Below are 26,661 nucleotides of genomic sequence, written 5' to 3'. Positions count from 1 at the left end.
GTTTTTATTCGTCTGCGTCCGAGTAGTCAGGCAAATCCTGGCTGGTGTCACCGCCGGTGCGGCGGGCTTGCACCATCGCATGACGTCGCTGCAGGTAAGCGTCGCGTATGAAGCTGTAGCGGTCAAGGGCGATGTCGTTAACAAGTTTTTCTGTGTCCAGGAGCCCGGCGCGAGCATCCACAGCCCACAGGCCCATGATGCTGTTGCGTACGGGGACATCCTTGATGGCCATGATCGGGCCAGTGGACGAGAAACCTTCCAGGAAGCTGGTGCCGCGTGCCACACCGTCACGGACGGTGCTGGGCCCGAAGAAGGGCAGCATGACGTAGGGGCCGGATTTGACACCCCATACACCCAGCGTTACGCCAAAGTCGTTAGGGATGCGCTTGGAGCCGTTCATGGTGGCAACGTCGATACAGCCGCCCAGACCCATGGTGGAGTTAAACAGTACCCGACCCAGGGTATTGAAGAAGTCGACGTGCTCGCCTTGCAGGAAGCTGTTGACTGCTGACCAGGCATCACCCATGTTGTTGAAAATGTTACTGATACATGTGCGTACAGGTTGGGGCGTCAGTGCCGTATAGCCTTCCGCAATTGGTTTGATCAGCGCGCCGTCCACGTTTTCGTTAAAGGCGTAGATGCCGCGGTTCATGCTCTCCCAGGGGTCCTGGGGATTGGGGTTGGGCACACTGGCGCAACCGGCCACAAGTGCTGCGCTGGCACCGATCAGGCTCAAACGGACTGCACGGGGCAGGGAGTAGGAGCGGTGGGTGGTTGTATTCATGGTTGTGTCGTCTGTAATGAGCATGAGGCAGCGTTGTATCACTCCGATTTGGAGCCGCCGTCCTTGGAGGCTGTGTTGTAGAGGAACTTGCTGATCAGTTCTTCAAGCACAACCGCGCTTTGGGTATAGGTAATGGTGCTGCCGCTTTGCAGATCCTTGTCGTCACCGCCTGCGGTCAGGCCAATGTACTGCTCGCCCAGCAGGCCCGATGTCAGAATCGAGGCCGAGGTATCGACAGGGAACTTGTAATGTTCATCCATATCCAGGGTGACGACCGCCTTGAAGTCCTGATTGTCAAAACCGATCGAACCCACCCGGCCAACAACCACGCCGCTGGCCTTGATAGGCGCGCGGGGTTTCAAGCCCCCAAGATTATCGAACTTGGCCGAGACCTGGTAGGTCTTGGCAAAGGAAAAAGAATTGAGGTTACCCGCACGCAGGGCCAGGAATGCCAGTGCGACCAGCCCCAGCAAGACAAACAGGCCAACCCAGAAATCGGTTTTGTCGCGATTCATAACTGAGTAATTCCTAAATAGTTAACTGAACATAAGGGCGGTGAGCAGGAAGTCCGTGCCCAATACCGCCAACGCACCACTGACGACTGTGCGTGTGGTCGCGCGAGATACGCCTTCAGGTGTGGCCTTGGCATGCCAGCCCATATAGAGCGCAATCAAGGTGACGATCAGGCCAAAGACCAGGCTTTTGATCACCCCATTAAGAACGTCGTCAATTACATCGACGCCGTTTTGCATTTGTGACCAGAAAGCGCCCGCATCGATGCCGATCATTTGCACGCCGACAATATAGCCGCCCAGCACACCCACCATGGAAAAGACGGCCGCCAAGATGGGCATGGCAATGATGCCGCCCCAAAAGCGCGGTACCAGCAAGCGGCGCAAGGGGTCCACGGCCATCACTTCCATGGCGGCAATCTGTTCGCCAGCCTTCATCAGGCCAATTTCGGCGGTCAAAGAGGTGCCCGCCCGGCCAGCAAACAGCAGGGCGGTAACGACCGGTCCCAGCTCACGCACCAGGGACAAGGCCACCAGCAGGCCCAAGGCCTCTTCGGAGCCATAACGGTTCAGCGTGTAATAGCCTTGTAAACCCAGTACAAAACCCACAAACAGCCCGGAAACGGCAATGATCAGCAGCGAATAGTTGCCAATGAAGTGGATTTGCTGGGACACCAGGCGTGGGCGACGCCACAGCAGCGATGAACGCAGCAGCAAAGCAGCAAACAGGCGACTGAATGCGCCCAAGCCGTAAATGCTGTTGCGTATGGCAGCGCCAAGCGCGCTAATCGGGGCGGTAATGAAGTTCATGAGCGCGTCGTCCGATTCTGCAACCAGGCCTCAAAAGCCGGGGTGACAGGGTAATTGAAGGCGATGGGGCCATCGGGCTGACCACGCAAAAACTGTTGTACGTAGGGGTCTTGGGAAGCGCGCAGTTCAGCGGGCGTGCCCTGTGTCAGCAAACGCCCCTGGCCAACCATGTAGACCTGGTCGGCAATCGCAAAGGATTCGGCCACATCGTGTGTGATCAGTACCGAGGCACAGTTCAGGCGGTCGGTCAGGTTGCGAATCAGTTGTGCGGTAATGCCCATGGAAATGGGGTCCAGCCCGGCGAAAGGTTCGTCGTACAGAATCAGCTCGGGTTCCAGCACAATGGCGCGAGCCAGAGCAACCCGGCGAGCCATGCCTCCGGAGATTTCATTCACACCTAAATGAGCGGCGGCGCGCAGACCCACGGCGTCCAGCTTGGCCAGCACCCGTTCCTGTATGGCAGCTTCGGAGTCGTTGCTCAGTTCGCGAAGGGGGAACGCGACGTTTTCAAACACGTTCAGGTCGGTGAACAGGGCGCCTTGCTGAAACAGGACACCCATGCGCTGACGCGTCTGGCGCAGGGCCTCGCCGTCCAGCTTGGCCAGATCCTGACCAAACACCGTAACAGTCCCCTTCTGAGCACGGATTTGCCCGGTGGCAGCCCGTAGAAGTGTTGTTTTTCCGGAACCTGACCCCCCCATCATGGCGACGACCTGGCCTTTCTGGACGGTCATGGACACATCCGCCAGGACGGTGAAAGCGCCATAGCCCAGCGAAGCGGAATCCAGATTTAGTACGGCTTGGTCAGTATTTACAGCCATGTCGTGGGTAAAAGGGGGTAAAAAGACCTGCTATTGTACCGCTTGCCGGTCTGGCGGCTCAATGTATTGCGCTTAATCAAGGTGGAAATACAGCGTTTATTGAAAGAGACAGGCGCTCTGGGATACCGTTATCGACTTTAGAACGAAGCGGCGACCAAAAAAAGACGTATTGACGGGGCCAGGTAGGTTCAGGTCACAGCGTGTGTCAACGCAAAAAGCAGACCACCACCCGCCAATAGCCATAAGGGATTGATGCGGGTGAGCAGCAGGACGGTGGCGCAGGCCAACGCCGTCCCCCAAGCCCACACTCCGCCTTGGGCTGCTTTCAGAATCGTGCCGCTGGCCGCCAGGATCATGCCGGCGGCAATAGGCAGCAGGCCGATTTCGATGGCGCGGATCAGGCGGCTGCCTTCATAGCGCTTCCAGATGGTGGCCAGATAATAAATCAGCACCGCTGAAGGCAGAAAAATGGCGATCGATGCCACCAGGGCGCCGGCCCAGCCCGCTGCTTTCCAGCCCACCAGCGTGACCAGCAGGGATTTTGGGCCGGGTGTCAGGCGTGACAGGGCAAACAAATCCAGAAATTCCTGATCGCTGAGCCAGCCATGAATATCGACCGATTGCCGATGTATTTCGGGAATGATGCTTTGCCCACCGCCAATGGTCAGGAAGGACAGGGGGGCAAAGACACGGATAAGTTGCAAGAGGATGGGGATCATGGTTGCTTCGTCGCAGCGTCTTCCAATTGCAGCCAGGCGTACCCGACCGACAGGGGAGCACAGATCACAATGACGGCGATCAGGTTCCATTCCATGACAAATATGCCGATAAAGACCGCCATCATCAGGGCAATGGGTATGGCGCCGGTGGCCGCGCTGCGTGCCGAGCGCACCCCCATTTCAAGGGACAGGCCCAGGGCGGCAGCCGCAATGCCCGCCATGATCTGGGGAACCAGCACAGAGTCCGTCAACTGCTCCAGCCCGATCAGCATCAGAATGGCCACAAGCAGTGGGGGGAGAACCATGCCCAGCGAGGCGACCAAAGCGCCTGGGCCGGCCTGAAGGCGGTAGCCAATCCAGATAGATAAATTGACGACGTTTATGCCGGGCAGCGCTTGGGACAGAGCCAGACCGCTCAAAAAATCCGCCTGACTCATTAATCGTCGCTGCATGACAAATTCACGCATGAGCCAAGCACTTAAGCCCCCGCCGAAGCTGGTCAGGCCAATGCGAGCAAAGATCAGAAAGAGGGTGCCCAAGGATAAGGGGGGCGCGTCTTGAGGCCGGATCATAGGGTCATAAAGCGCGATAGGGTTCGCCAAGATGAAAGTGTGGTCGTTTCTGGCCTACAAAGTACGCCGTTTTTGTCTTCTTGTGGGCGCTACGCTGCCAGTCCTTCGTCGGCGTTGCTGCTTCTCAAGCCCGGATGCTGCGCAAAGTATCCGTTCAGGCGGGAGAAGGATGCGCCATTTTGTAGTCTCCGGGTCATTATTCGTTTGAAATATTTAAAATGAATAATTAATTAAATTAAATGAAAATTTAAATAGAAACCGGATTGAAAAAAATAAAAAAGAAATAATAAAAACCAGGCCGGGACAGGCGTGCTGCGCACCTGGGGAGAGTAATCCTATTCGGAATGAATGGCGCAAGAAAAGAGCATGATGCTGGTTCAATCTATTGAAATAAAAGAGATTGAAACGATCGTTTGAATTTTTGCGGATGCAGGTAAGGCCACGGAAACATACGCTGACACGCCACGGTAGACCGGTTGATGAAGATGGATTTGATCTACGCCCCGCTTTGAATGAAAATAAAAAAGACTTTATGGTCTTAAAGCCGCTGGTACGTGTACGATTATCCGATCGCCTCACATCGTAGAGCCCCGTTTGGGATCTTGCGCGGCGTGGGGGTTCAGTTTCCTGGAGACAAACCTATGACATCTAGTTCAGCCAGTGCAGTGACGGGCAGTGCCCGAACCTTACGTCGGGTCGCCGTGTGCGGTGCCGGCGTTATGGGCGCGCAAATTGCCGCCCATTGCGTGAATGCAGGCATACCCGTCGTTTTGTTTGATCTGCCCGCGCGTGAAGGGCCAAAAAATGGCATTGTCACTCGTGCCATCGCCCATCTTCGAAAAATGAATCCCGCTCCCCTAGGTACGCCCGATCTGGCTGACCTGATTGAGCCGGCCAACTATGAAGACAATCTGGATCGTCTGGCCGATTGCGACTTGGTGATTGAGGCGATTGCCGAGCGCCTGGACTGGAAACAGGATCTGTACCGCAAGATCGGGCCAGCACTGAACCCTAACGCCATCATCGCCAGCAATACTTCGGGCCTGTCCATCACCTCGTTGGCAGAGGTGTTGCCGGAAGCGCTGCGCCCACGTTTTTGCGGCGTGCACTTTTTCAACCCTCCACGCTACATGAGCCTGGTGGAGCTGATCCCCACGAAATACACCCAGCCAGCCCTGCTGGATATTCTGGAAACCTTCCTGGTCTCGCAACTAGGCAAGGGCGTGGTTCGCGCCAAAGATACTCCCAACTTCATTGGCAATCGCATCGGTGTTTTCGGCATTCTGTCCGTGTTCGAGCAGGCACGCCGTTTCTCCCTGACGTATGAGCAGGTTGATGAATTGACGGGCACTCGCCTGGGACGCGCCAAATCGGGTACCTACCGGACGGCTGACGTGGTGGGTCTGGACACCCTGGCACACGTGATTCGTACCATGCAGGATCAACTGCCTGATGACAGCTTCAAAGCACACTTTGGCCTGCCGCCCGAAGTGCAGGGTCTGATTGACGCAGGCGCTTTGGGTCAAAAGACCGGCGCCGGTTTCTTCCGCAAGAAGGGGCGTGAAATCCAGCGGTTCGATGCACATCAGCGCGATTACGTGGCGGCTGACCAGAAAATCGATCCCGATGTCGCCGCCATTTTGGCCGTACGTGACCCGGCCGAAAGGCTGCGTCAACTGCGCGAGTCCGACAAGCCTCAGGCTCAATTCGTGTGGGCGGTGTTGCGCGACACCTTCCATTACAGCGCCATTCACCTGCAAGACATTGCAGACAACGCCCGTCAGCTGGATCTGGCCCTGAAGTGGGGGTTTGGTCATAAGCAGGGGCCGTTCGAGATCTGGCAATCGGCGGGATGGCGTCAGGTTGCTGAGTGGATCACTCAGGATATTCAGGACGGCAAGACACTGAGTAATCAGCCGCTGCCCGATTGGGCGACACGCGGCCCGGTATGGGAAGCCCAGGGTGTCCACACTGCCGCCGGTTCCTGGAATCCATCGCAAAGTCGCTTTGAAGGTCGCAGCGAACTGCCGGTTTATCAGCGTCACATCGGCACCCCTTTGCTGGTCGGCGAAGTCGAGTCCCTGGAAACCACGACGGTGTTTGAGGATGAATCGGTACGCTGCTGGACGTTACCCGCGCCGCATCCCCAGGATGTGCTGATTGTGTCCTTCAAGACCAAGATGCACACGCTCAGCCCCGGCGTAGTCAATGGCGTGTTCAAGGCGGTTGAGCTGGCCGAAGCGTCGTATCAGGCGTTGGTCATTGCGCAGGATGGCGACCCGTTCTCCGCGGGTGCCGACCTGAAGGCCATTTTGCCGCTGTTCGAGAAAGAGGGGGTGGCGGCGGTCGAGCCGGTGGAACGCGCCATGCAGGACATGGTGCTGCGTATCCGTTACGCCCAAGTGCCAGTGGTGGCTGCGGTGGCCGGTCTGGCTCTGGGTGGCGGTTGCGAACTGGCTGTCCATTGTGCGCACCGGGTTGCCCATTTCGAGTCTTATATCGGTTTAGTGGAGGTCGGTGTGGGACTGGTGCCGGGTGCCGGTGGTCTGGCGTACTCGGCACGCCGCGCGGCCGAACTGCAGGCCATGGGGGCGCCCGACGCCCCACTGCTGGCGTATCTGAAGCGCTTTGCGCTGGCAATTGCCAGCGCCCAGGTGTCGCGTTCTGCGCTGGATGCCCGCCAGCTTGGTTTTCTGAAGGAGTCCGACACCATCGTGATGAACCGTCAGGAACTGGTGTATGTGGCCGTTCGTCAGGCTCAGGCTTTGGCCAGCGCCGGCTGGCGTGCGCCGCTGCCACGTCGCTTCCCGGTGGCCGGTCGCGATGGCATTGCCACACTGAAAGCTCAACTGGTGAATATGAAAGAAGGTGGTTTTATCTCGGAGTATGACTTCCATATCGCCGAGAAGGTCGTAACCGTGATCTGCGGGGGCGATGTAGATCCAGGCTCGCTGGTGGATGAGGCATGGATGATGACGCAAGAGCGGCAGGCTTTCATGGCGCTGCTCAATTCCCCCAAGACCCAGGAGCGTATTGCTGGGATGTTGAGCACTGGCAAGCCCGTGCGTAACTAGAGCGGATCAAGGAGTGGACATGACTGTACAACAAGCTTATATCGTCGCTGCCAAGCGTACACCCATCGGAAAAGCGCCTCGTGGCGTGTTTTCGTCCTATCGCCCTGACGAGCTGCTGGCGTATGCCATTCGCGGCATGCTGGCTGATGTACCCAAGCTGGACCCGGCCGCCATTGAAGAAGTGGTGGCCGGCTGCGCCCTGCCTGAAGGCCCACAGGGTTTTAACGTCGCGCGCATCTCCGCCTTGCTGGCAGGGTTGCCGCACACCGTGGCCGGCATGACCGTCAACCGTTTCTGCGCCTCGGGTCTGAGTGCCATCGCCATTGCGGCCGATCGTATCCGTACTGGTCAGGCAGACATTATCGTGGCCTCCGGCGTGGAATCCATGAGTCAGGTGCCGGTGATGGGCGTGAACACCAGTTTCAGTCCCGAGATCTTTACCTCGGACGAAAACTACGGGATTGCCTACGGTATGGGCCTGACGGCTGAAGAGGTCGCTCGTCAGTGGAAGGTGTCTCGCGAAGACCAGGACGCGTTTGCTCTGGCCTCGCACCAGAAAGCCGTCAAGGCCTGGGAGTCGGGCGAATTTACGGGTGAAGTCTTGCCGGTTACGGTGACCCGTCGTCAGCCTGACCTGAACACTCAGGAAATCTCCGTTAAAACCCAAGTGGTCGAACGGGACGAAGGCCCACGCCCGGATACCAGTCTGGAAGCCTTGGGTAAATTGCGCCCCGTGTTTGCGGCGCGTGGTTCGGTCACGGCCGGCAACAGCTCGCAGACCTCGGACGGGGCCGGTGCCTTGCTGCTTGTCTCCGAGCGTGCCTTGCGGGAGCACAATCTGACGCCCCTGGCACGCTTTGTGACCTTCTCGGTGCGTGGCGTACCGCCTGCCATTATGGGGATTGGGCCTAAAGAAGCCGTCCCGCATGCGCTGGCCCTGGCAGGCTTGAAGCGAGACCAGATGGACTGGATCGAGCTGAACGAAGCCTTTGCGGCTCAGTCGCTGGCAGTGATTCGGGATCTGGGTCTGGACCCTGAGCGGGTCAATCCGCTGGGTGGCGCCATTGCCATGGGCCACCCGCTGGGTGCGACCGGTGCCATGCGTGCTGCTACGGTGGTTCATGCCTTGCAGCGTCGTCAGTTGAAATACGGCATGCTCACCATGTGTATTGGTACCGGCATGGGTGCAGCCGGGATTTTCGAGCGGACATAATTTCCGATCTGCTGCTTCTATCGTTGCTGGACAAAGCCGCCTTCGGGCGGCTTTTTATTGGTCTATCCCCGGCAGGGAGGGGCAAGAGCGCGATACGTGTAAGCAAATTTGCTTAAAACCCGCTAAATGTCAAAAAAGTAAAGGTTTGTTGTTGTCATAGAGTAGACATAGGCCCGCGCCATAGTCCTTTTTATTGTGTTGAACAGCTCACACGGAGGATGTATGGGATTGCCCTCGCGCATGGTGTCCAGCCTGCATGTGCCCCCCCTGTTCTGGCAGGGGTGGGTCAAGGCCCGTCTGGAGTCGGGGCAGTTTGAGGTCGACTGCGGCGAGCGCTGCTGGATTGTGCCGCAGGCCGTCAGTTGCCTGGTGCAGCCGCAAGTGGGTGACAAGGTATGGGTAGGCGGGGCCGATGGCGAGCAGGCCTATGTGTTTGCCGTGCTGGAGCGCCCTCAGGGCGGGGCCTTGCATTTGGTGGCTGAGCAAGGGTTGCATGTGCAGGCTGCGCAGGGAGGGGTACATATTCAGTCCGAGGCCGATTTGACGTTGCAGGCCGGTGCGCATTTGCGCCAGTCGGGCCGAGAAGTGAGCCTGACGGCAGGCACGCTGCGGATCTTGTCGCGGGTCCAGGAAACGGTGTCCGATCGCTTGTCTCAAGTCTGTCATCACGTATTTCGTCTGACTGAAAAAGAAGAGCGTTGGCGTGGTGGCCGACTGGACGTACAAGCCCAGCATCAAATGCGTTTGCATGCCCGCCATACCTTGATGAGCGCACGTGAGCTGGTCAAAGTTGACGCTGACCAAATACACATGGGGTAGGCATGCTGACAGAACGTCTTGTGCAAGTGCATAGCCCCTTGGGCCCGGAGGTCCTGCTGTTTCAGGCCTTGCAAGGCCGAGAAGGGTTGTCTCAGCCCTTTGAGTTGCAGGTGGATGTGGTGTGCAACACACCCTTGCTGGATTTACGCAGCTTGCTGGGTGAGTCCCTGAGTCTGGAGATCAGGACGCCGCTTGCCGTTCCGCGTTTCCTGGACGGGCGCATCAGCGCGTTTCGTCTGCTGGGCAAAACAGGTCGTAGCGACCGCTTTTACACCTACAGGGCCACCTTGCGTCCCTGGCTCTGGTTCTTGAGCCAGAACATGGACAGCCGGATTTTTCAGGAAAAAACAGTGCCTGAGGTCTTGCAGGACGTACTGGGCCGTTACCCCTTTGCCTGGGAATCTCGGCTGACGCAGGATTATCCACGTCAGACTTATTGCGTTCAGTATCAGGAGAGCGATTTTCAGTTTGTCAGCCGCTTGATGGAGCGCGAAGGGATTTACTACTGGTTCGAACATCGTAACGGGGCTCATACGCTGGTGATGGCGGATGATGCCGGCCAGCATGCGGCTGCGCCCTGGTTGACTGAACTACCCTTTGTGTCCCCCGACCGGGTAGCGCATCCCGATGTCGAGCATATCCATGCCTGGCACCCGTATGAGCAAGTCACTCCGGGCCGTTACGCGACGGCCGATTACGACTATTGCAAGCCGGGGGCCAGCCTGGACGCCACGCGCAGCAACCCCGCTGAACACGCCTTGGGTGATCTGGAAGTGTACGAATGGGCGGGTGGCTACACCGAGCCTCACCACGGTGAGCATTACTCTCGCTTGCGGCTCGAAGCCTTGCAGGCGGTACGCAGTCAGGCGCAAGCCCAGACCAATGCGCGCGGGGTCGCGCCAGGGTATGTGTTGTCCGTGCGCAATCATCCGCGTCTGGAGGACAATCGCGATTACCTGGTGACCCAGGTTGATTACGATTTTCTCGATGTCAGCCATACCGGTGAGAGTGGCATGGCCAGCCACTACTTTATTGATTTTCGGGTGATGCCATCCAGCCAGCCTTACCGTCCTTTGCGGCTTACGCCGGTTCCACGCACCTACGGCCCTCAAACCGCCAAGGTGGTGGGCAAGAGCGGCGAGCAACTGTGGACCGATCAGTATGGTCGCATCAAGGTTCAGTTTTTGTGGGACCGCTATGGGCAGGCCAATGAAAACAGCTCCTGCTGGCTGCGCGTCTCCAGCCCGTGGGCAGGCGGCGGCTTTGGGGGCATTCAATTGCCCCGCGTGGGCGACGAAGTGATTGTGGACTTTCTGGGGGGCGACCCGGATCGGCCCATTGCGGTCGGACGCGTGTATAACGCCAGCAATATGCCACCCTGGAACCTGCCGGACAATGCGACGCAAAGCGGCTTTTTGAGCCGCTCCAAAGACGGTGACCCCAGCAACGCCAACGCCTTCATGTTCGAGGACAGGGCCGGTCAGGAGCGTATCTGGCTACATGCCGAGCGCAATCTGGACACGGAAGTTGAAGGGGACGAAACCCATACCGTCGATGGCAACCGGACTACCGTGATTACTGGCCACGATACCTTGAGCGTTATGGCGACCCGCACCACCACGGTGCAGGATTTGGAAACCGAGACCTTCAATAGCGGGGTTGTACGCACAGTCATCGGAGATCTGGTCGAAACCATAGAGGGCGAGCAGACGCGCACTCACACCGGTGATGTGACGCGCACGGTGACAGGCAATGTGACCGATACGCTGACCGGGGATCTGAGCAGAACGATTACCGGCGATGTCACCCATACCGTCACGGGCGAGGTCACGGACGCCATCACCGGCACCCGCAACTCCACTCAAACCGGCGACTACACCCGCACGATTACTGGCGCGGTGGACTACACCGTGACCGGCGATGTTAAAGAAACCGTTACGGGTAATGTGGACCTGACTACCACTGGCAATGTCACTGACACCCTGACCGGCAATCTGACCAAAAGCATTTCCGGGCCCGTGGACATTACCGCCTCAACAGGGGTGAACATCACCACGCCCAGCTGGAAGGTCAATGTCACGAGTCTGGAGCGCTTCTGGGTGCCTCACACCGAAAGGGTGACGGGGTTTCGCCTGAACGGGACAGGCGCTTCCCTGGATGCCTGGGGCATGCGGGCACAGGCGTATGGGCTGAACTATCAGTGGGCCTATTACAAGATCGATAAGGCGACCTTCAAAAACGATGAGGTCATGCTCGATATCAAGAAGAAAGGCTTGGCCTTGAAGAAGATAGGCATGGAAACGCACAAATCGATGATGAGTTTGCGTAAGGCCATCCTGCATTTGTTCATGTAATCAAGGAGGGGCAGATTCACGATGGCAACGGCGGTACGCACAGGCTTAATGCTCCTGTTCCTGACGGCGATGATTACCTACGTGGGCGTGATGACCCAGTGGGAAGGGCCGGGCTTTTATATCTCTATTTTCTTGTACCTGTTTTTCCTGATAGCGCTGGAGACGACGCGCCGCGATTTCATGCAGCATTACCGCGCCTGGCCGGAGCAGGCCAGATACAGAAAGCTGGTCCGGGGAAATGCAGTGCGGGTCCAGGCGGAGATTGTGGAGTGCACCCCATTGCGGGAAGGGCGCACACATGCTTATCCATTGGTACGCCTGGTTTTGGATGTGCAGGGAACACGCGTTGATCTGGATGTGCTGATGCAGCCTGAACTGGGGTACAGATTCAGGCCGGGTAATACGGTGGCGGTGCTCTGTGACGCGACTGATCCACGCCAATGCGCCATTGATCGTGAGCAGGTGGCTTTGCAGCTCAAACCTGTGCACAGCCCGTATGTGGATTAGTGTCAGGTTCCGGCTTTGGGAAAAAGGGCTGAGATGCTAGGGCTGCTTCTTTGGATGTTTCTGGCGCTGAGTCTGGCGGCGATGATGGTACGTATCGGCATGGCTTTGGAATGGAGTGGTTTTTTACCATATCTGGTCGCCATCGTGCTGGTGGTGCCGGTGGGCTTCTTGGTGGCTGGTGCTCGAGCGCTTGTGCGTTATTGGCGTGCCTGGCCCGAGCAACGCGTGTATCAGCGGCTGCGCTCCAGGAAGGCGCTGCGATGCCAGGCGCGCATCGTGGCTCAAGAGGAGTTGCTGCCGGGTGTATTCAAGCTGGTTTATCCCTTGTTGCGTCTTAGTCTGGACGTCGAGGGGCGCAGGACGTTTATAGAGGTGTTGATTCAACCCGAATTGCACAGCCGGTTTGAGCCAGGTCAGGTGGTGGCCGTGCTGGGCGACCTCCATGAACCGACACGTTGCGCGCTTGATCGTGAACAGGTCGTATTGCAATTGCGGCCTGTCTTCACTTCCTATGGTGATTGACCTTATGCGGCAGGATGAACAGAAACAATGATCGGACCAGCAAACATGGCTAAGGAGTTCATATGCGCCTAGTCAAGCCATTGCGCTTGGGTGTTTTGGCGCGTCCCTGGAGCTGGCGTGGTCAGCATGCGTTGGGTGTTTCAGTCCAGGCCTGGTGCTCGATGGATGCGCCGCATTTATTAAGCACTGATGCACGCATGTGGCAGGGGGTGTCGAGCCTGATCTTGGACGATGAGGTGGTGGATCTGGCTTTACCCAAGCCTTGCGCGGAGTTTCTGGTATCGGGACATGCCTGTGCTCCGCAGGGGCAAGAGGTCTCGCAACTGGTGGTTCAAGCCCGTGTCGGCCCCATTGAAAAGAGGCTGGCCGTGTTCGGGCGACGCCAATGGCGTCAAGGCAGGCCCGGCGAGGCAGCGCCTTTTACGCGTGTGCCCTTGGATGGTAGCCGTAGCTGGGGAGGGCCGCAGTATCCCGATAATCCGGCAGGCATGGGGATGGAGCTTGCCGCTCCTGGAGAGCCGCTGACGTTGCCTCAGGTCGAACCCTGGGAGGGGCGTTTGCATCGTTCTGGTCAGCAAGGCAGCCCGGCCGGTTTGGGGCCCGTCTCTCCGTTGCGACCACGACGTTTTCGTTTGGCCGGTCATTATGATCCCGCCTGGTTGCAACATGATCCGGGCATGATGCTCGACAGCCTGGACCCGCATTTTTTCAACACGGCGGAGCCAGATCAGTGGTGGCCCAGGCAGAGCCACTGGCCTGCAGACAGTACGTGGGAGCTACACCATCTGCATGCACAACGACCCCAGTGGTGCGGCACCTTGCCGCAGTGGCAAGCCATGTGCTGGTATCAGGATCGTCGGGTCCCCGGATTGCAAAAGCTGGATCTGCTGCACACCACAGTCTGGTTTTTTCCGGACCTGGGCCACATGTTGCTGCTGTATCAGGGAAGTGTGTCCGTGCAGGATGCGCAGGCTCAAGATGTAAGTTTGTTAATGCCCGCAGTGGAGCTGGCAGGACAAGCTCGCGGCCAGGATCATTATGAGCGCGTGCTGCACTTGCGCAGCGAAGGAGATCAGGCTGGCCTGTTTGCCTTGCGCGATCAAGACTTGCTGCCCCAGGCTTGCTGTGCCCCCCTGGGTGAGGTGCTGAGCAGCCCGGACGATCCCTTGTCACTGACGATGCGCACGCGTCTGGAGCGGTGGGCGCAGGAGGCGGCGCAAGCTCACCCCGCCTGGCAAGATGACTTTTTTTCGCTGACACAGGCAGGGCCTCCCAAGCCTATGGATATAGACCGGACAGACTGGGTGCAGGAAGTGCGTCAGTCCAATCGTCAGCTGTGGGATGCGCGTCAGAAACTGGCTGCGGGCATGGAGCAGGTGCAGGATATGCAGCGCCAATCCCCTTTTCAGGACAAGGCGGCTTATCGGGTTGCTGCCCGGGAAACCCAACACCTTTTAGATGAACTCGATAGGATGGGTAGTGATAACGCTGCGGTATCCGGGGTGCTGGCCAAGCCTGTCGAACAGGCCAGGCAGGCCATGCAAGCCTATGGCGATGCCATGCTGGTCTCCGAGCTGAGGCAACAGCGTTTGCGCAGGCGCGTGGAACTGATTTTGGCAGGAACGCGGAATCTTTCCGGTCTGGATTTGAGCGGCCTGCATTTGCAGGGTTTCGACTTTTCCGGTGTGCGCTGTGTGGGCACCTGCTTTAACGATGCCGTTCTGACAGAAGGCACATTTGCGGGGGCGGATTGCTCAGGGGCGAGTTTTGTGCGGGCTCGCCTGGAGCAGGTGCAGTTCACCCAGTCCCAGTTGGATGATGTGGATTTCAGCGCAGCGGTCTTGCAGTCGGTGCAGTTTCGTCACGTGCAGGCGATACGTTGGCAACCCCGCGAATCCAGTTGGCAGGATGTGCTGTTTCAGCAGTCCCATTTGCAGGAACAGGAATGGCTGGATGTGGATATGCTGCGCTGTACGTTCGAGTCCTCCCAGTTGCAGGAAGTGCAGTATTTGATGCGCTCGCGCTTGTCTGGGGTGAGGTATCAGGATTGCCAGCTGCAGCAATGCCTCTGGCTGGATTGTGATCTGCGTGGGCTGTCCTTGCGCGGCTCCACGCTGAAAGAGTCGTCCTGGCTGTTGGGTTTGCTCGATGGTGTGGCAGATTGCAGTGCGAGTACATGGCACCAAAGTGTGGTGTCCGGCCTGGATATGCCAGGGTCAAACTGGCAGGGGGCGCGTCTGGAAGAGAGCAATCTGCGAGGCGTGGATTTATCCCAGTCCTGCTTTGAACAAGCTCAGCTCCAGTGTTGCGATTTATCCCGTGCCAATCTGCACGGTTCGCAATGGAGTCAGGCCGTTTTGCGAGAGTGCATTTTGATTGATGCGGACTTCAGTCAAGCCGTGCTGAGCAAGGTTGATATGAGCAACAGTCTGGCCGGCGGAGCGAATGTGCGCGGAGCCTTGCTGGATACGGTGAATCTGTTTCGGGCTGATCTGCAAGGATGGCAAACCGACATGCGTACTCGTAGCCGGAATGTCTACCTGCGCACCGCACGTCGTGGACCGGCGGGAGGCCCGGTCTGATGGACGCTCATGTTTTGCGTTTGCGCATCCGCCAGGGTGAGCCATTGCAAGGTCTGGATTTAAGTGACTTGTATCTGCCGCCAGGTGATTACTCCGGGGCCGTGTTCCTGTCCTGCCGCTTGCCACGCGTGAAGGCATTAGGTGTCAATCTGGCGGGTAGCCATTTTCACCAGTGCGATCTGAGCGGGGCCGTCTTGGATGCCAGTACCCTGGACGGCTGCGTTTTTATGGACAGTGTACTCAAGGAGCTGTCTTGCAAACATGTACAGGCAAGTGAGGTGACCTGGCAGGACTGCGATTTGCAGGGTGCTCTTTGGCAAGGCGGTGCCTGGATCGAGACGCATTGGGGGCATTGTGTGCTGCGGTCAGGAAATTTCGATCAGGCTTTGTTGCAAGCCTGTACCTGGACAGGTTGCCGGGCTGGCGAGCTGTCCTTGCGGTCAACCCGGCTGGAAGAGGTGGCGGTGATGGAACTGGATTGGCGCGGCAGCCTGCTGGCAGGCAGTCGCTGGAGCCGGGTCACCGCGATTGACTGCAATTTCCAAGGCATGAACTTGTCCGGGCTGGATCTGGGTGGCAGTGTTTTGATGGGGTCCGACTTTACTCAGGCGGACCTAAGCCACGCCCGCCTTTGCAGCACCAATTTCAAGTCTGCCATCCTGAATCAGGCCGTGCTGAACCAGGTGCAGGCCGAGCAGGCGTTGTTTGTTCAGGCGCAAGCCCAAGGCTTGCAAATGCGGCAAGCCAATTTGACGCAAAGCCTGTGGGCTCAAGCCCATGCCCCCGAGGCGGATTTTCGCGGTTCGGTTTTACAGCAAGCCTACTTCGCGCAGGCGGTACTGGAGCAGGCCCGTTTCGAGCATAGCCAGCTGCGTTATGCGGATTTCTCGTATGCAGATTGCCGCCGGGCCCGTTGGGATGGCGCGCATTTTGAACGCACCCAGTTTCATCGTTGCCTGCTGGACAAGGCCGGACAGGAGCAGGTTGCAGGCTGCCTGCCCAATGATCCGGCTTTGCACGAATCCGAAAGCTGGACGGCGCGTTATATGAATCTTGAGTAAGGAGCCCGGATGTTTGCCAATTGCCAACGGGGCGGTATGGACATCGCCTTTCCCGACATCTGCAAGACGCCACCGGCTCTGTTGCCCATTCCTTACCCCAATTTTGCGACGGGGCTGATGGGCATCCCCAATGCCTGGAACATCTTGTTGCAGGGCGGCCCTGCCCATAATCTGCTCACGACGATACCCTTGAGTAATGGCGACAATCCGGGTGTAGCCTTGGGCTTGATCTCGCAAACCGTGATGTCGCGTTCGCGCTCCATTACCTGTGTGCCCAATGTGCTGTGGAAGGGAATTCCAGCCACCCGCCTGACCAGCCTGAGCATGCAAAATACCGTCAACACAGTGGGCATGCGGGTGGTGCCCAGCCAGTTCAAAGTGCTGTTGCTAGGTGGCGGTGGTGCCGGTGGCGGAGTCGGTAAAGGCGGCAAAGGCGTCTCGGGCAGCGGGCCGGAGGCGGCGCGCAAGGCGGCGGCACGGGAGGCCAAGCGGGCGCAGCTTAAACGCAACCGGCGTCGTGGCGCGCAGCGGGAACGCGAGGTTGAGGCCGAGCTGAAGCAGGAAGGCCATGAGGTGATGGGTACGCAGGTATCTGCAAAAACACCGCTGACCCGCCGTGTGATCGATATACTGATCAAGGACAAGAACACGGGCAAAATCCGGGCGGTCGAAGTCAAAAGTGGGGGAGCACGCCGGTCCGCAACCCAGAAGGCCAAGGACAAGGCGATGGAGAGCAGGGGAGCAGAATTGATTGGCAAGAATGCGCCCCGCCAGCCCCTTCCCAAGAACCTACGCATACCTACGGAGGTACGACATTGAAAACGCACACTGATCCCGTTAAATATGACGCTGTGGACTGGCATGTCGGTGGGGACTATCCTGCTGGTCTGGGCCCGCAGGGCGGGCGCACCCATATTGGCATGTACCTGGCCTGGCTGGTGGAAAAAGGTTTGCTGGCCGATACCTTTGTCGATCGCTATCCCAACGAGGTGCGCCAGTGCCGCGATCACATGCTCAAAGGCTCGCAATTGTTGCAAGACTGCTGCGACGACGTGCTGGTCAGCGAAGATATGTCCGAGTTGGGCAAGGCTTTCAGCGATTTTTATTACGACGAGCTGTATCTGGACGATTACGTGGATACGCTGGACGACGAGGTGCTGCCCTCTATCTACCATGTGCCCGACGACTGGGACAGTTACGAGACCCTGCGACCGGTTCTGGAGCAACGTTATCAGCATTGGCGACAGGAGCAGGGGCTGGATAGCTGATTTTGTCCGCTCTCTGTGTTGGTTTGAAAAGCGCTGCCTGCGGGCGGCGCTTTTGCGTTTATATGCTTCAAAAAGAGCGTAAATACATCTATTTTGCAAAATAAGTAAGGAAAAATTTTAGTCAAAAAGGTGTCACCTTCGCTTCCTAGACTGGCTGCGTAATCAGTTTTTCGAGACGACAGCTATGGTCGAAGGCATGCAGGAACCGTGGCAGCCAGCCTGGAGCGTGGCGCCTGACAAGGCTCTTTACGGGGAGAACCTGGAGTACGAGGCAGATTTTCTGGCCTTGATGCAGGCGCTGCACGTACAGGGTGAACAGCAGTTTGGCCAAACCATCATTCCGGCCCAGGTTCCCGATTGGACGCGCATCGTCCGTCTGGTGCAGGATTTGCTGGATCGCTCGGCCGATATCCGCTTGCTGGTGGTTCTGGCCCAGGCGCGTTTGCAGACCGGTGGACTGCCTGCCTTGGTGGACGTATGCCAATGGCTGTTAGGTGCGTTGCGAAAGGGCTGGGAGTACGTCCACCCACGCCTGTATGAGGATGGCGAGCTGGACCCGTTGCCCCGTGTCAATGCCCTGGCGGGTTTGTCGGCGATTGATGGGCTGGGGCGGTTGATGCGTGAAGCCCCTGTGGTCAGCCTGGGGCACCGTCAATTGAATTTGCGCGAAGTCGGATACGTACTGGATGGGGGGCAGAAAGACTCTGGCCTGCCTGGGCGAGACCGACTGGTAGAAGAATTGCGTCGTGCTTTTGCCGCCGGCCAGAGTCAGACCCAGGCCTTGCGTCGTCTACGCCAGTTCCGCCAGGAGCTGGAGGCCTTGGTGCGGCAGCATCTGGAGACGGAATGGGCGCTGCGGCTCGATGGGGCCTGGGATACCGTGGAAGCGGCCAGCGCGGTCCTGGATGCAGCGACCTCCCCGTCTGCGCCGCTGGCTCCTGAACCCATACAGGAAAGTGCGACGAGTACGGTGACATTGTCGTCTGGCCGTCCGTCAGTCCCCCCCATGGATTTGCTCAACTGGCAGAGCCTGCATGTTTCATCGCGCGAAGAAGTGGTGCTGCTGCTGGACAAGCTGGTGGCGTATTTCGAGCAGTACGAACCTAGTCATCCCGCCCCTTTGCTGTTGCGGCGCGCCCAGCAACTGGTGCCTATGGGCTTTCACGAGCTGATTCGTGATCTGGCTCCCGGTGCCTGGGAACAGATCCAGGTTTTCATGCCTCGATCCGATGCGGCCTCGGCGGCCTCTTAATTCCATCAATCAACTGGAGAAGACCTGATGTCTGTGAAATCCAATTCGGGTAGTGGACAGAAATTCCTTGGGCGCAATCGGGCTCCGCGTGTGCAAATTGAATATGACGTCGAACTGTACGGTGCCGAGCACCGTGTGCAACTGCCTTTTGTGATGGGCGTTCTGGCCGATCTGGCTGGACACAACACGGAGAGCCTGCCGGATCTGGGCGAGCGCAAGTTTATGGAAATTGACGTGGATAACTTCGATGACCGCATGAAGTCCATCGCGCCCAAGCTGAACATGCAGGTCCCCAATAGTTTGACGGGGGACGGAGTGCTGGGCGTGGAAGTCTCTTTTGATTCCATGGACAGTTTTTCTCCTGCCGAACTGGCCCGTCAGATCGAGCCTTTGGCACGCCTGCTCGAAGCCCGTACCCAACTGGCCAATTTGCTGACTTATATGGATGGCAAAAGCGGGGCGGAAGCGCTGCTGTCGCGTTTGCTTGAGCAGCCGGAGCTCTTGCGCGCCCTGGCTGGCCGCCCACCCCAGGCCCTGACAATGAACGAGTCTCAAGGCGATCAGGACAGCGATCCCCACGCATAAGGAGCCCTACCTCATGACTTCCCCCCAGACCTTGACCGCTACCCGTGACACGGCCCAGCTCGATGAGCTGTCCCGTCTGTTGCAGCAGGAATTTCGTCCCAAGACCGAGCAGGCCCAGCAAGCGGTTGAGTTTGCTGTGTCCACCTTGGCCGAGCAGGCCCTGGACCAGTCCGTGACCTTGAGTGAGGACGCCTATCAAACCATTCAAGCCGTGATTGCCCAGATCGACCAGAAGATGACCGAGCAGATCAATCACATCCTGCATCACCCCGAGTTTCAGCGCCTGGAAGGGGCATGGCGTGGCCTTCATTATCTGGTCAGCAATACGGAAACGGATGAGCTGCTGCGTATCCGCGTGCTTCCTGCGACCAAAAAAGAGCTGGCTCGCAATCTGAAGCGCTACAAAGGTGTGGCCTGGGATCAAAGCCCCTTGTTCAAAAAAGTCTATGAGCAGGAATACGGACAGTTTGGTGGTGAGCCTTTTGGTTGTCTGGTGGGGGATTATCACTTTGATCACAGCCCGCCCGATGTGGAAATGCTTGGCGAGCTGGCGCGCATTGGGGCTGCGGCGCATAGCCCCTTTATCGCCGGGGCTGCGCCGTCGGTCATGCAGATGGAGTCCTGGCAGGAGCTGGCCAATCCGCGGGATCTGACCAAGATTTTTTCCAATACCGAATACGCGGCCTGGCAAAGCTTGCGTGAGTCGGAGGATGCCCGTTATCTCGGCCTGGCCATGCCGCGTTTTCTGGCGCGGCTCCCCTATGGCGCACGCACCAACCCCGTCGATGAGTTCGATTTCGAGGAAGACACGGACGGCGCGAATCATGATCGGTATACCTGGGCCAACTCGGCCTATGCCATGGCGGTAAACATCAATCGCTCCTTCAAGCATTTTGGCTGGTGTACGGCGATCCGGGGTGTAGAGTCGGGAGGCGCTGTCGAGAATCTGCCCTGCCACACATTCCCGACGGACGATGGGGGCGTGGACATCAAGTGTCCCACCGAAATTGCGATCAGCGACCGTCGCGAGGCCGAGCTGGCCAAGAACGGCTTTATGCCGCTGGTCCATCGCAAGAACTCGGATTTTGCCGCCTTCATCGGTGCGCAGTCTTTGCAAAAACCTCAGGAATACTACGATGCCGATGCCACGGCCAACGCCCGTCTGGCAGCGCGTCTGCCTTATCTGTTTGCCTGCTGCCGGTTCGCGCATTACCTCAAATGCATCGTGCGTGACAAGATCGGCTCCTTTCGCGAACGTGATGATATGGAGCGTTGGCTGAACGGATGGATCATGAATTATGTAGATGGCGATCCCACCAACTCCTCGCAGGAAACCAAGGCGCGCAAGCCATTGGCGGCAGCTGAAGTGTCGGTGCAGGAGGTCCCCGATAACCCCGGTTACTACGCCGCCAAGTTCTTCTTGCGCCCGCATTACCAACTGGAAGGCCTGACGGTTTCGTTGCGACTGGTATCGCGCTTGCCGTCATTGAAAGGCGAGCAGAACTGATTTCCATCCTGGCCTTTGATGGCCTTATTCGACCTCCAAGGAGAAAAGCGTGTCTGTTGATATGTTCATGAAGATTGAAGGCGCCAATGGCGAGTCCAAAGATGCCAACCACAAAGACTGGACCGATATTCTGTCGTTCTCATGGGGCGCCTCCCAGCCCGGCAGCATGAGCTCGGGCGGGGGCGGCGGTCAGGGCAAAGCCAACTTCAATGATCTGCATGTGCTCGCCCGCATTGACAAGGCCGCCCCAGCGGTGATGAAGCATTGCGCCAGTGGCAAACATCTGGGCAAGGTGGAGCTGTCGGTGTGCAAGGCCGGTGGCGAGCAGGTGGAATACAGCAAAATTACGCTGGAAGAAGTCCTGGTGACTTCGGTTCAGCTCAATGCCGAGCGTGATGTGGAAACTGTGATGGTCAACTATTCCTTTCAGGCCGCGCGCGTCAAGCAGCAATATTGGGAGCAGTCCGAGCGCGGCAGCAAAGGGGCTGAAACCCTGGTGGCCTGGGATATCAAGCAGAATAAAGAGGCCTGATCGGGCCGGCTTCTAGAGGTAGGGCCGCCATGGACCGCTTTCGCCTACCGGGACGCCGCGGGGCCGCGCTGATGCGCGGTCAGGCAGATCGCTTGCAACCGTGTCTGCTGGACCGGTTGACCGACGAGCGGCCCGATCAGATTTGGGAGCCACCCCAGCCCATGAGCCAGTACCAGATGCGCCAGGCGGTGTTGCGCGATCTGGGTCATTTGCTCAATACCCCCAATCAGGGGGCGACTCCCTTGATGCAGGCCTTGGTCCATGTGCGTCGCTCCTGCCTGAATTATGGTTTGAGCCCGCTGGCCGGCAAGACCATGAGCGAGGTGGAGTGGCTGGATGTGGAACAGGCGCTGCGCACCGCGATTTTGCATTTCGAGCCCCGCATTTTGCCCGATACCTTGCAGGTGCATTGTCTGGATCACCGCTCCCAGCAGGATCTGCATAACGTGCTAAGTCTGCGTATTCAGGGCCATGTCTGGTGTGAACCGTATCCGCAGGAATTTCTACTGCGCACCAGCATTGATCTGGAAAGCGGGCAACTGGATCTTGAAGAGAGTGACGCATCGGGATGAATCCGGAGCTTTTGCATTACTACAATCGTGAACTGGCGTATCTGCGCGAGCTGGGCGCCGAGTTTGCGCAAGCCTACCCGAAGGTGGCTGCCCGTCTGGGTGTCCACGATACGGCGGTCGCTGATCCCTATGTCGAGCGCCTTCTGGAGGGGTTCAGCTTTCTGACGGCCCGCATCCAGCTGAAGATGGACGCGGAGTTTCCCCGCCTGAGCCAGCAATTGCTGGATGTGATCCAGCCTTCCTGGCTGATGCCCACTCCCAGCATGGGCTTGGTGCAGTTTTGTCCCAGCATGAGCGAAGGGGCGCTGGCCAAAGGTTTTACGGTGCCGCGTCACACCACCTTGCGCTCCCGTATTCCGGCTGGAGAGCAAACCGCCTGTGAGTTTTCCACCTGTCATACCGTCTCTTTGTGGCCCATGGCCTTGACGCATGTGCAACTGGGAGATGTCGCTGCTGATCTGCCGCTGGCGGCGCTGGGTAGTCGACAGGCGGCACAGGCTCGTTCGGCCTTGCGGTTGGACTTTTCGGTACAAGGCGGCCTGACACTGGAAGAATTGGCGGTAGAAGAGCTGAGCCTGCATCTGGCTGGCCCGGAGTCTGACAGCAGCGTGTTGCTCGATGCCTTGTTGCGTCAGGCCTTGGGGGTATTCGTGCAGATGGAGGACGAGGCGCCGCAGTTTCTAGCGATGTCCGATTGCCTGACACACGATGGCCTGGAAGATGATCAAGCCATCTTGCCCATGGTGTCCCAGGAGTTCTCCGGCCATCGCTTGTTGCGGGAGTACTTTGCCTTGCCGGGGCGATTTGCTTTCGTGCGGCTACGGGGTTTGCAAGCCGCAATTGCCAGAGCGCGGGCGCAGGCGCTGAAAAGCCGTCGCTGGAGTGTGCACATTGTGTTGAAACAGGCCTGGCCTGATCTGACCGCTCGAGTCGGGCCTGGCCATGTGCGTTTGTATTGCACGCCCGTCGTGAATTTGTTTCGTCGACGCAGTGAACGTATGGCCTTGCGTCCCCAGGCAAGCGATCATCACGTGGTCATGGACAGAACCCGTCCCATGGACTTTGAAGTTTGCCTGATGGAGCGGGTGCAAGGCCATGGCCGACGAGGAACAGACGATGTTGTGTTTCGCCCCTTGTATGCCAGTACGGCTCAGGATGGAGGGGCATATGGCCGCTATTACACGTTGCGCCGTGAACCGCGCCTCGTGTCCGATGCCCAGAAGCGTTGGGGGGGACGCAGCAGTTACGTAGGCAGTGAAGTCTATGTCTCGCTGGTCAATCAGCATGAGCAGTCCGAGTTTTTTGGCATGAATCAGATCAGTGTGACCGCCTGGTGCAGTAACCGTGATTTACCTTTGCTGCTGCCTCGTTCGCCTGAGTCGGATTTCAGTTTGCAGGTGTCGGCCCCTGTGGCCGGTATCCGCCTGTTGGGTGGACTGACCCGACCGCGAGCGGCCTCGACGGGAGGCCGCCAGGCCTGGGAGCTGATCGCGCAGATGAGCTTGGCCCAGTTGGGTGTGGCGCAGTCAGACCCGATACAGGCGGCGGATCGCTGGCGTGTCTTGCTGGCTCCGCATGTGGACAGCGCTGATGCGGGTGCTCTGCGCCAGCTGGCGTCCCTTATGGCGGTTCAGGCGCGGCCCGTGCAGCGGGCCATGCCTGGGCCAGGGCCGTTGGTGATGGCGCGTGGCGTGCATTTTGAGGTCACGCTGGATCAGAGTGGTTTTCCCGGTGGCCGTCCGTTTGTTCTGGCCGCTGTGCTCAGTCGTTACCTGGCCCGCCATGTCAGTCTGAACAGTTTTGTTTCTACCCAATTTCGTTCCGAAGCAGGAGTGGAACTGGGCGCCTGGGGGCCGCAAGCAGGTACGCGGGCGGTGCTGTGAACCGGGCCGAGCAAGAGCAGCTCAAGCCACAGGCTTCCTTGGAGGAGCTGGGTCGGATCATTCAGCAATGGCCTTTTGGGCATGATCTGTTTCGGGTCTTGCGGGCCGTTGATGCCTTGCAGGCAGCCCAGGGCCAGCCTCGCTTGGGAACCGCGCCTACGCCGCGTCAGGAAGAGGTGCGGGTAGGCCAGCCGCCGAGTCTGGCGTTTGCGGCTTCCAGCGTGCAAACCGCGCGCTGGGAAGATGAACAACTGCATCTGGATGTGCAAGGCTTTGGCTTGTGGGGGCCCAATGGCCCTTTGCCACTGCACATGACAGAGTACTTTTTCCAGCGGAGCCGCAACTTTGGTGACCATGCCGGTGTGGCCTTTCTGGACCAGTTTCATCACCGTCTGTTTTTGCTGTTTTTCAGAGCATGGGCACAAGCGCAGGCGGTCTGTGACCTGGAACATGATCAGGATGGTTTCACGCGTTGGCTGGCCAGTCTGGCTGGAGTAGGGAGTCAGGGCGAATCGGCTCCCATGAGCGATCATGCCGTGTATTTTCAGGCGCCTGCGCTGGCGTCCCAAACTCGCAGTGCGCCTGCCCTGCAAGCGCTTCTGGCCAGCTATTTTCAAGTGCCCGTCAGCATTCAGCAGAACGTGCCGGTTTGGGTCGCGCTGGATGATCAAACCCAGGTCTGTCTGGGCCGCAGCTGTTCGGGGCTGGGGAAAAATGCCGTGCTGGGGGCGCGTATTCTGGACGTGCAGCAAACCATACGCATACGGATTGGCCCCTTGAGTCGGCAGGATTATGGGCGCTTTTTGCCGGGCCGTCCGGCGTGGCGGCAATTGCGCTATTGCCTGGCTCTGTATCTGGGGCTGGAGTGGTCGGTTCAACTGCAACTGGTGCTGCATGCCAGTGAACAGCCTGATCTGGGCCTGGGGGCGGGAGTGGGGCTGGGCCAGGAAACCTGGCTGGGAAAACCCGGCACGCAGGACCGAGCGGATCTGTGCCTGTTTCTGGACAGCCGCCCCGATTGGCACGATCCGCGGCGCTAAGGCTTAGGCCTGACGCATTCCCTGCAAAAGATCGAACGCATTTTCCTTGTCCGACAAGGTGCTGACCCATTCCGGCGCGTGGCCCAATTCGGGCTGCCAGCTGACTGCCGGAATCGGGCTGTCGGTGCTGGTCGAGCGGCCCGGTTGGGCGGCGGCCTCAAAGGGATGCTTGTCCGAAGGGGCCGGCATGGGGCCGCCCACCGGGACCATGCCGGGAACATGCAGGTCTGCGAAAGGATCGGCCATGGGCGCCGCAGCCAAAGGCGTTTCAGGCTGCGTGCCAGGATGGGCACCCGACTCCACCCGGTAGTGCATGTCTCCTAAGGTCAGGCGATCCCCATTGTGCAAGGTCTGGACCTGCTCCAGTGCCAGCTCGATGCCATTGACGGCGACCTGACCGTCTGCGCTGGCTCGTTGAATCGTCAGCACATTTTGCTGACGTCGCAGGTAAGACAGGACGGGCGGTGTCTGATTGTTGTCGGGTAAGACCAGATCAGCCTGCGTCCAGGAGCCACACACCAGACCGGGTTCAGGCACTGGGCGGGGAGGGCCACCGGATTCGGCTTGTAAACGCCAGTCTAACGACGTGCTCATGGCTGGGCTCCCGCCACTTTTTCATAAACCGGCCCCCAGATGGGGTGACCGCGCTCGGCCTGGGCCAAGCTAAAACCAGGGTCCACCACCCGTGCCTGCTTGAAACGCTCTTCACACAAAAAGGTGTAGTCGCGCACACAAAAGCTGAAGGCCTGCAGTTTCAAGGCTTCGCTGTATTGATGGGACGCGGCAGCAGGCAAGGTGCTGGAGCGTCCTACTTGCCGGATCACGGCGGTGTAGTCGCCTTCGTGAAAGGCAGAGCGGATCTGCTCCAGCTCAGCTTCGGCAGCCGGGCTGAATACAGCCACCGGTTTGTTCGGGGTCTGGGCGCAGGCCGCCAGCAACAAGGCCAGAGCCGGTGAAATCAGGCGGGCAGGTAAATACATGGCAGAAAAAAGAAAAGTTGAACTTGCCACCAAGACTAGGAAAGGAAAAAGACAGCCAGATGACATGACGCGGATGCTTTTGTAAGAGTTGTTGCGCAAGGGTAAGCACCGAAACACCCCGTGTCCTTAACAAAGTTGTCGCATTCATGCTTTTAGATGGGGCGCATTGTCATTCAAGGAGACGTCGTGACCGGTTGCCGATTGCTTCGTTTGTGTTCGCTGCTGATGTTGGGCGTGTTGACCGCGTGCGCGTCCACCTCCAGTCGCATGGCCGTGCCTTATGAAATCGTTCTGACTGCGGACGATCAGCTCAACCCCGATACCACGGGTCGGCCTTCTCCGGTCCAGGTGCTGGTGTTCGAGCTGCGCTCGGGAAGTGCTTTTGAGTCGCGGGATTTCTTTGCCTTGCAGTCCGACCCGCAACAAGCCTTGCAAGCCGACCTGCTCAATGTCGCGCAGATCGTGCTGCGTCCCGGCCAGACCCATACCTTCAAAAGGCCGGGCGATCTGCAGGCCACCGCCGTCGGCGTGGTCGTGGGCTATCGCGAGTTGGATGCCAGTGTGTGGCGAGTGTTGCTGCCGCTGCCCGAGTCGCGCACCACCAATATTTACAAGTTCTGGCAATCGGCTCCCGATGCCGTCCAGGTCAGTCTGCAATTACGCAAAAACGCCATTCAAGTGCTTGATTGATA

Annotated in this window: 26 protein-coding genes; 18 read left to right on the top strand and 8 right to left on the bottom strand. The window is 58.6% G+C overall.

Translation table 11 applies throughout. The features are described from left to right. Positions 1-4: 4 nt before the first annotated feature. From RSQ48_RS15860 to RSQ48_RS15835, 6 genes are all read right to left on the bottom strand, one after another. Positions 5-784: a VacJ family lipoprotein gene (locus tag RSQ48_RS15860; protein ID WP_003805431.1), complete on the bottom strand. Its 780-nt coding sequence runs from the start codon at positions 782-784 to the stop codon at positions 5-7. Between the two features lie 38 nt (positions 785-822). Then, on the bottom strand, positions 823-1,299 hold the full coding sequence (gene mlaD / locus RSQ48_RS15855; RefSeq protein ID WP_240209584.1) for an outer membrane lipid asymmetry maintenance protein MlaD: 477 nt from the start codon (positions 1,297-1,299) through the stop codon (positions 823-825). 21 nt (positions 1,300-1,320) lie between these two features. After that, on the bottom strand, positions 1,321-2,106 hold the full coding sequence (gene mlaE / locus RSQ48_RS15850) for a lipid asymmetry maintenance ABC transporter permease subunit MlaE (protein WP_003805434.1): 786 nt from the start codon (positions 2,104-2,106) through the stop codon (positions 1,321-1,323). After that, the gene (locus RSQ48_RS15845) at positions 2,103-2,927 is read right to left on the bottom strand and encodes an ABC transporter ATP-binding protein (protein ID WP_003805436.1); all 825 of its coding nucleotides are present in this window, start codon (positions 2,925-2,927) and stop codon (positions 2,103-2,105) included. Before RSQ48_RS15845 ends, mlaE begins: the two co-directional genes overlap by 4 nt. Before the next feature lie 188 nt (positions 2,928-3,115). Continuing rightward, positions 3,116-3,646 (bottom strand): chromate transporter, encoded by a 531-nt coding sequence (locus tag RSQ48_RS15840; RefSeq protein WP_240209585.1) that lies wholly within the window; start codon positions 3,644-3,646, stop codon positions 3,116-3,118. After that, a complete protein-coding gene (locus tag RSQ48_RS15835; protein WP_240209586.1) occupies positions 3,643-4,218 on the bottom strand; it encodes a chromate transporter in 576 nt (191 codons plus the stop codon). Before RSQ48_RS15835 ends, RSQ48_RS15840 begins: the two co-directional genes overlap by 4 nt. A gap of 719 nt (positions 4,219-4,937) precedes the next feature. Between RSQ48_RS15835 and RSQ48_RS15830 the strand changes: the two genes are divergently transcribed. From RSQ48_RS15830 to tssG, 17 genes are all read left to right on the top strand, one after another. Beyond that, the gene (locus RSQ48_RS15830; protein WP_003805442.1) at positions 4,938-7,292 is read left to right on the top strand and encodes a 3-hydroxyacyl-CoA dehydrogenase/enoyl-CoA hydratase family protein; all 2,355 of its coding nucleotides are present in this window, start codon (positions 4,938-4,940) and stop codon (positions 7,290-7,292) included. A gap of 13 nt (positions 7,293-7,305) precedes the next feature. Then, complete coding sequence (locus RSQ48_RS15825) at positions 7,306-8,505, top strand: acetyl-CoA C-acyltransferase (RefSeq protein ID WP_240209490.1); 1,200 nt, start codon at positions 7,306-7,308, stop codon at positions 8,503-8,505. A gap of 222 nt (positions 8,506-8,727) precedes the next feature. Further along, a complete protein-coding gene (locus tag RSQ48_RS15820) occupies positions 8,728-9,324 on the top strand; it encodes a DUF3540 domain-containing protein (RefSeq protein ID WP_131071033.1) in 597 nt (198 codons plus the stop codon). Between the two features lie 2 nt (positions 9,325-9,326). Continuing rightward, a complete protein-coding gene (locus tag RSQ48_RS15815) occupies positions 9,327-11,678 on the top strand; it encodes a type VI secretion system Vgr family protein (protein ID WP_003805448.1) in 2,352 nt (783 codons plus the stop codon). Positions 11,679-11,699: 21 nt separating this feature from the next. Continuing rightward, entirely contained in the window at positions 11,700-12,185 is a 486-nt protein-coding gene (locus tag RSQ48_RS15810) for a hypothetical protein (protein ID WP_003805449.1), read from the top strand. 33 nt (positions 12,186-12,218) lie between these two features. After that, on the top strand, positions 12,219-12,707 hold the full coding sequence (locus RSQ48_RS15805) for a hypothetical protein (RefSeq protein ID WP_235587667.1): 489 nt from the start codon (positions 12,219-12,221) through the stop codon (positions 12,705-12,707). A 62-nt stretch (positions 12,708-12,769) separates the two neighbouring features. Continuing rightward, positions 12,770-15,289: a pentapeptide repeat-containing protein gene (locus tag RSQ48_RS15800; RefSeq protein WP_301606050.1), complete on the top strand. Its 2,520-nt coding sequence runs from the start codon at positions 12,770-12,772 to the stop codon at positions 15,287-15,289. Next, positions 15,289-16,350: a pentapeptide repeat-containing protein gene (locus RSQ48_RS15795; RefSeq protein WP_415301981.1), complete on the top strand. Its 1,062-nt coding sequence runs from the start codon at positions 15,289-15,291 to the stop codon at positions 16,348-16,350. Before RSQ48_RS15800 ends, RSQ48_RS15795 begins: the two co-directional genes overlap by 1 nt. A gap of 9 nt (positions 16,351-16,359) precedes the next feature. Continuing rightward, positions 16,360-17,169, top strand: coding sequence for a DUF4150 domain-containing protein (locus tag RSQ48_RS15790; protein ID WP_165477531.1), 810 nt, complete (start codon positions 16,360-16,362; stop codon positions 17,167-17,169). Beyond that, positions 17,166-17,618, top strand: coding sequence for a hypothetical protein (locus RSQ48_RS15785; protein WP_131071031.1), 453 nt, complete (start codon positions 17,166-17,168; stop codon positions 17,616-17,618). Before RSQ48_RS15790 ends, RSQ48_RS15785 begins: the two co-directional genes overlap by 4 nt. A gap of 184 nt (positions 17,619-17,802) precedes the next feature. Then, positions 17,803-18,870 (top strand): ImpA family type VI secretion system protein, encoded by a 1,068-nt coding sequence (locus RSQ48_RS15780; RefSeq protein ID WP_415301980.1) that lies wholly within the window; start codon positions 17,803-17,805, stop codon positions 18,868-18,870. Positions 18,871-18,897: 27 nt separating this feature from the next. Continuing rightward, a complete protein-coding gene (gene tssB, locus RSQ48_RS15775; RefSeq protein ID WP_201024855.1) occupies positions 18,898-19,455 on the top strand; it encodes a type VI secretion system contractile sheath small subunit in 558 nt (185 codons plus the stop codon). Positions 19,456-19,468: 13 nt separating this feature from the next. After that, positions 19,469-20,962, top strand: coding sequence for a type VI secretion system contractile sheath large subunit (tssC, locus tag RSQ48_RS15770; protein ID WP_003805465.1), 1,494 nt, complete (start codon positions 19,469-19,471; stop codon positions 20,960-20,962). A gap of 49 nt (positions 20,963-21,011) precedes the next feature. Further along, positions 21,012-21,494, top strand: coding sequence for a type VI secretion system tube protein Hcp (locus tag RSQ48_RS15765; protein ID WP_336579968.1), 483 nt, complete (start codon positions 21,012-21,014; stop codon positions 21,492-21,494). A 29-nt stretch (positions 21,495-21,523) separates the two neighbouring features. Then, positions 21,524-22,066, top strand: coding sequence for a type VI secretion system baseplate subunit TssE (gene tssE, locus RSQ48_RS15760; RefSeq protein WP_131071030.1), 543 nt, complete (start codon positions 21,524-21,526; stop codon positions 22,064-22,066). Continuing rightward, the gene (gene tssF, locus RSQ48_RS15755; RefSeq protein WP_336579967.1) at positions 22,063-23,949 is read left to right on the top strand and encodes a type VI secretion system baseplate subunit TssF; all 1,887 of its coding nucleotides are present in this window, start codon (positions 22,063-22,065) and stop codon (positions 23,947-23,949) included. Before tssE ends, tssF begins: the two co-directional genes overlap by 4 nt. Continuing rightward, on the top strand, positions 23,946-24,989 hold the full coding sequence (tssG, locus tag RSQ48_RS15750; protein WP_003805472.1) for a type VI secretion system baseplate subunit TssG: 1,044 nt from the start codon (positions 23,946-23,948) through the stop codon (positions 24,987-24,989). Before tssF ends, tssG begins: the two co-directional genes overlap by 4 nt. Before the next feature lie 3 nt (positions 24,990-24,992). On the opposite strand, the gene RSQ48_RS15745 is transcribed toward tssG, so the two are convergent. After that, the gene (locus tag RSQ48_RS15745) at positions 24,993-25,583 is read right to left on the bottom strand and encodes a hypothetical protein (RefSeq protein WP_003805475.1); all 591 of its coding nucleotides are present in this window, start codon (positions 25,581-25,583) and stop codon (positions 24,993-24,995) included. Further along, the gene (locus tag RSQ48_RS15740) at positions 25,580-25,969 is read right to left on the bottom strand and encodes a TssQ family T6SS-associated lipoprotein (RefSeq protein ID WP_003805477.1); all 390 of its coding nucleotides are present in this window, start codon (positions 25,967-25,969) and stop codon (positions 25,580-25,582) included. Before RSQ48_RS15740 ends, RSQ48_RS15745 begins: the two co-directional genes overlap by 4 nt. Before the next feature lie 186 nt (positions 25,970-26,155). On the opposite strand from RSQ48_RS15740, the gene tssJ reads away from it, so the two are divergent. Next, positions 26,156-26,659 carry a type VI secretion system lipoprotein TssJ gene (gene tssJ / locus RSQ48_RS15735; protein WP_336579966.1) on the top strand — a complete coding sequence of 168 codons (504 nt, stop codon included), beginning with the start codon at positions 26,156-26,158 and terminating at the stop codon, positions 26,657-26,659. Positions 26,660-26,661 lie beyond the last annotated feature (2 nt).

The organism is Alcaligenes sp. SJTW-7, assembly GCF_047716895.1.
GTDB classification, from domain to species: domain Bacteria; phylum Pseudomonadota; class Gammaproteobacteria; order Burkholderiales; family Burkholderiaceae_B; genus Alcaligenes; species Alcaligenes ammonioxydans.
Note: the sequence above shows the minus strand (reverse complement) of the source record. Positions and strands in the feature narration are given on the sequence as shown.

Bases quoted from the DNA above. Each gene is read 5' to 3' on its own strand.
- RSQ48_RS15790 (WP_165477531.1), top strand. From the start codon at position 16,360: ATGTTTGCCAATTGCCAACGGGGCGGTATGGACATCGCCTTTCCCGAC.
- RSQ48_RS15745 (WP_003805475.1), bottom strand. From the start codon at position 25,583: ATGAGCACGTCGTTAGACTGGCGTTTACAAGCCGAATCCGGTGGCCCT.
- RSQ48_RS15830 (WP_003805442.1), top strand. From the start codon at position 4,938: ATGGGCGCGCAAATTGCCGCCCATTGCGTGAATGCAGGCATACCCGTC.
- RSQ48_RS15800 (WP_301606050.1), top strand. From the start codon at position 12,770: ATGCGCCTAGTCAAGCCATTGCGCTTGGGTGTTTTGGCGCGTCCCTGG.
- RSQ48_RS15805 (WP_235587667.1), top strand. From the start codon at position 12,219: ATGCTAGGGCTGCTTCTTTGGATGTTTCTGGCGCTGAGTCTGGCGGCG.
- RSQ48_RS15795 (WP_415301981.1), top strand. From the start codon at position 15,289: ATGGACGCTCATGTTTTGCGTTTGCGCATCCGCCAGGGTGAGCCATTG.
- mlaE (WP_003805434.1), bottom strand. From the start codon at position 2,106: ATGAACTTCATTACCGCCCCGATTAGCGCGCTTGGCGCTGCCATACGC.
- RSQ48_RS15810 (WP_003805449.1), top strand. From the start codon at position 11,700: ATGGCAACGGCGGTACGCACAGGCTTAATGCTCCTGTTCCTGACGGCG.
- RSQ48_RS15740 (WP_003805477.1), bottom strand. From the start codon at position 25,969: ATGTATTTACCTGCCCGCCTGATTTCACCGGCTCTGGCCTTGTTGCTG.
- RSQ48_RS15860 (WP_003805431.1), bottom strand. From the start codon at position 784: ATGAATACAACCACCCACCGCTCCTACTCCCTGCCCCGTGCAGTCCGT.
- RSQ48_RS15815 (WP_003805448.1), top strand. From the start codon at position 9,327: ATGCTGACAGAACGTCTTGTGCAAGTGCATAGCCCCTTGGGCCCGGAG.
- RSQ48_RS15845 (WP_003805436.1), bottom strand. From the start codon at position 2,927: ATGGCTGTAAATACTGACCAAGCCGTACTAAATCTGGATTCCGCTTCG.
- tssC (WP_003805465.1), top strand. From the start codon at position 19,469: ATGACTTCCCCCCAGACCTTGACCGCTACCCGTGACACGGCCCAGCTC.
- RSQ48_RS15835 (WP_240209586.1), bottom strand. From the start codon at position 4,218: ATGATCCGGCCTCAAGACGCGCCCCCCTTATCCTTGGGCACCCTCTTT.
- mlaD (WP_240209584.1), bottom strand. From the start codon at position 1,299: ATGAATCGCGACAAAACCGATTTCTGGGTTGGCCTGTTTGTCTTGCTG.
- RSQ48_RS15840 (WP_240209585.1), bottom strand. From the start codon at position 3,646: ATGATCCCCATCCTCTTGCAACTTATCCGTGTCTTTGCCCCCCTGTCC.
- tssB (WP_201024855.1), top strand. From the start codon at position 18,898: ATGTCTGTGAAATCCAATTCGGGTAGTGGACAGAAATTCCTTGGGCGC.
- RSQ48_RS15820 (WP_131071033.1), top strand. From the start codon at position 8,728: ATGGGATTGCCCTCGCGCATGGTGTCCAGCCTGCATGTGCCCCCCCTG.
- RSQ48_RS15780 (WP_415301980.1), top strand. From the start codon at position 17,803: ATGGTCGAAGGCATGCAGGAACCGTGGCAGCCAGCCTGGAGCGTGGCG.
- tssE (WP_131071030.1), top strand. From the start codon at position 21,524: ATGGACCGCTTTCGCCTACCGGGACGCCGCGGGGCCGCGCTGATGCGC.
- tssF (WP_336579967.1), top strand. From the start codon at position 22,063: ATGAATCCGGAGCTTTTGCATTACTACAATCGTGAACTGGCGTATCTG.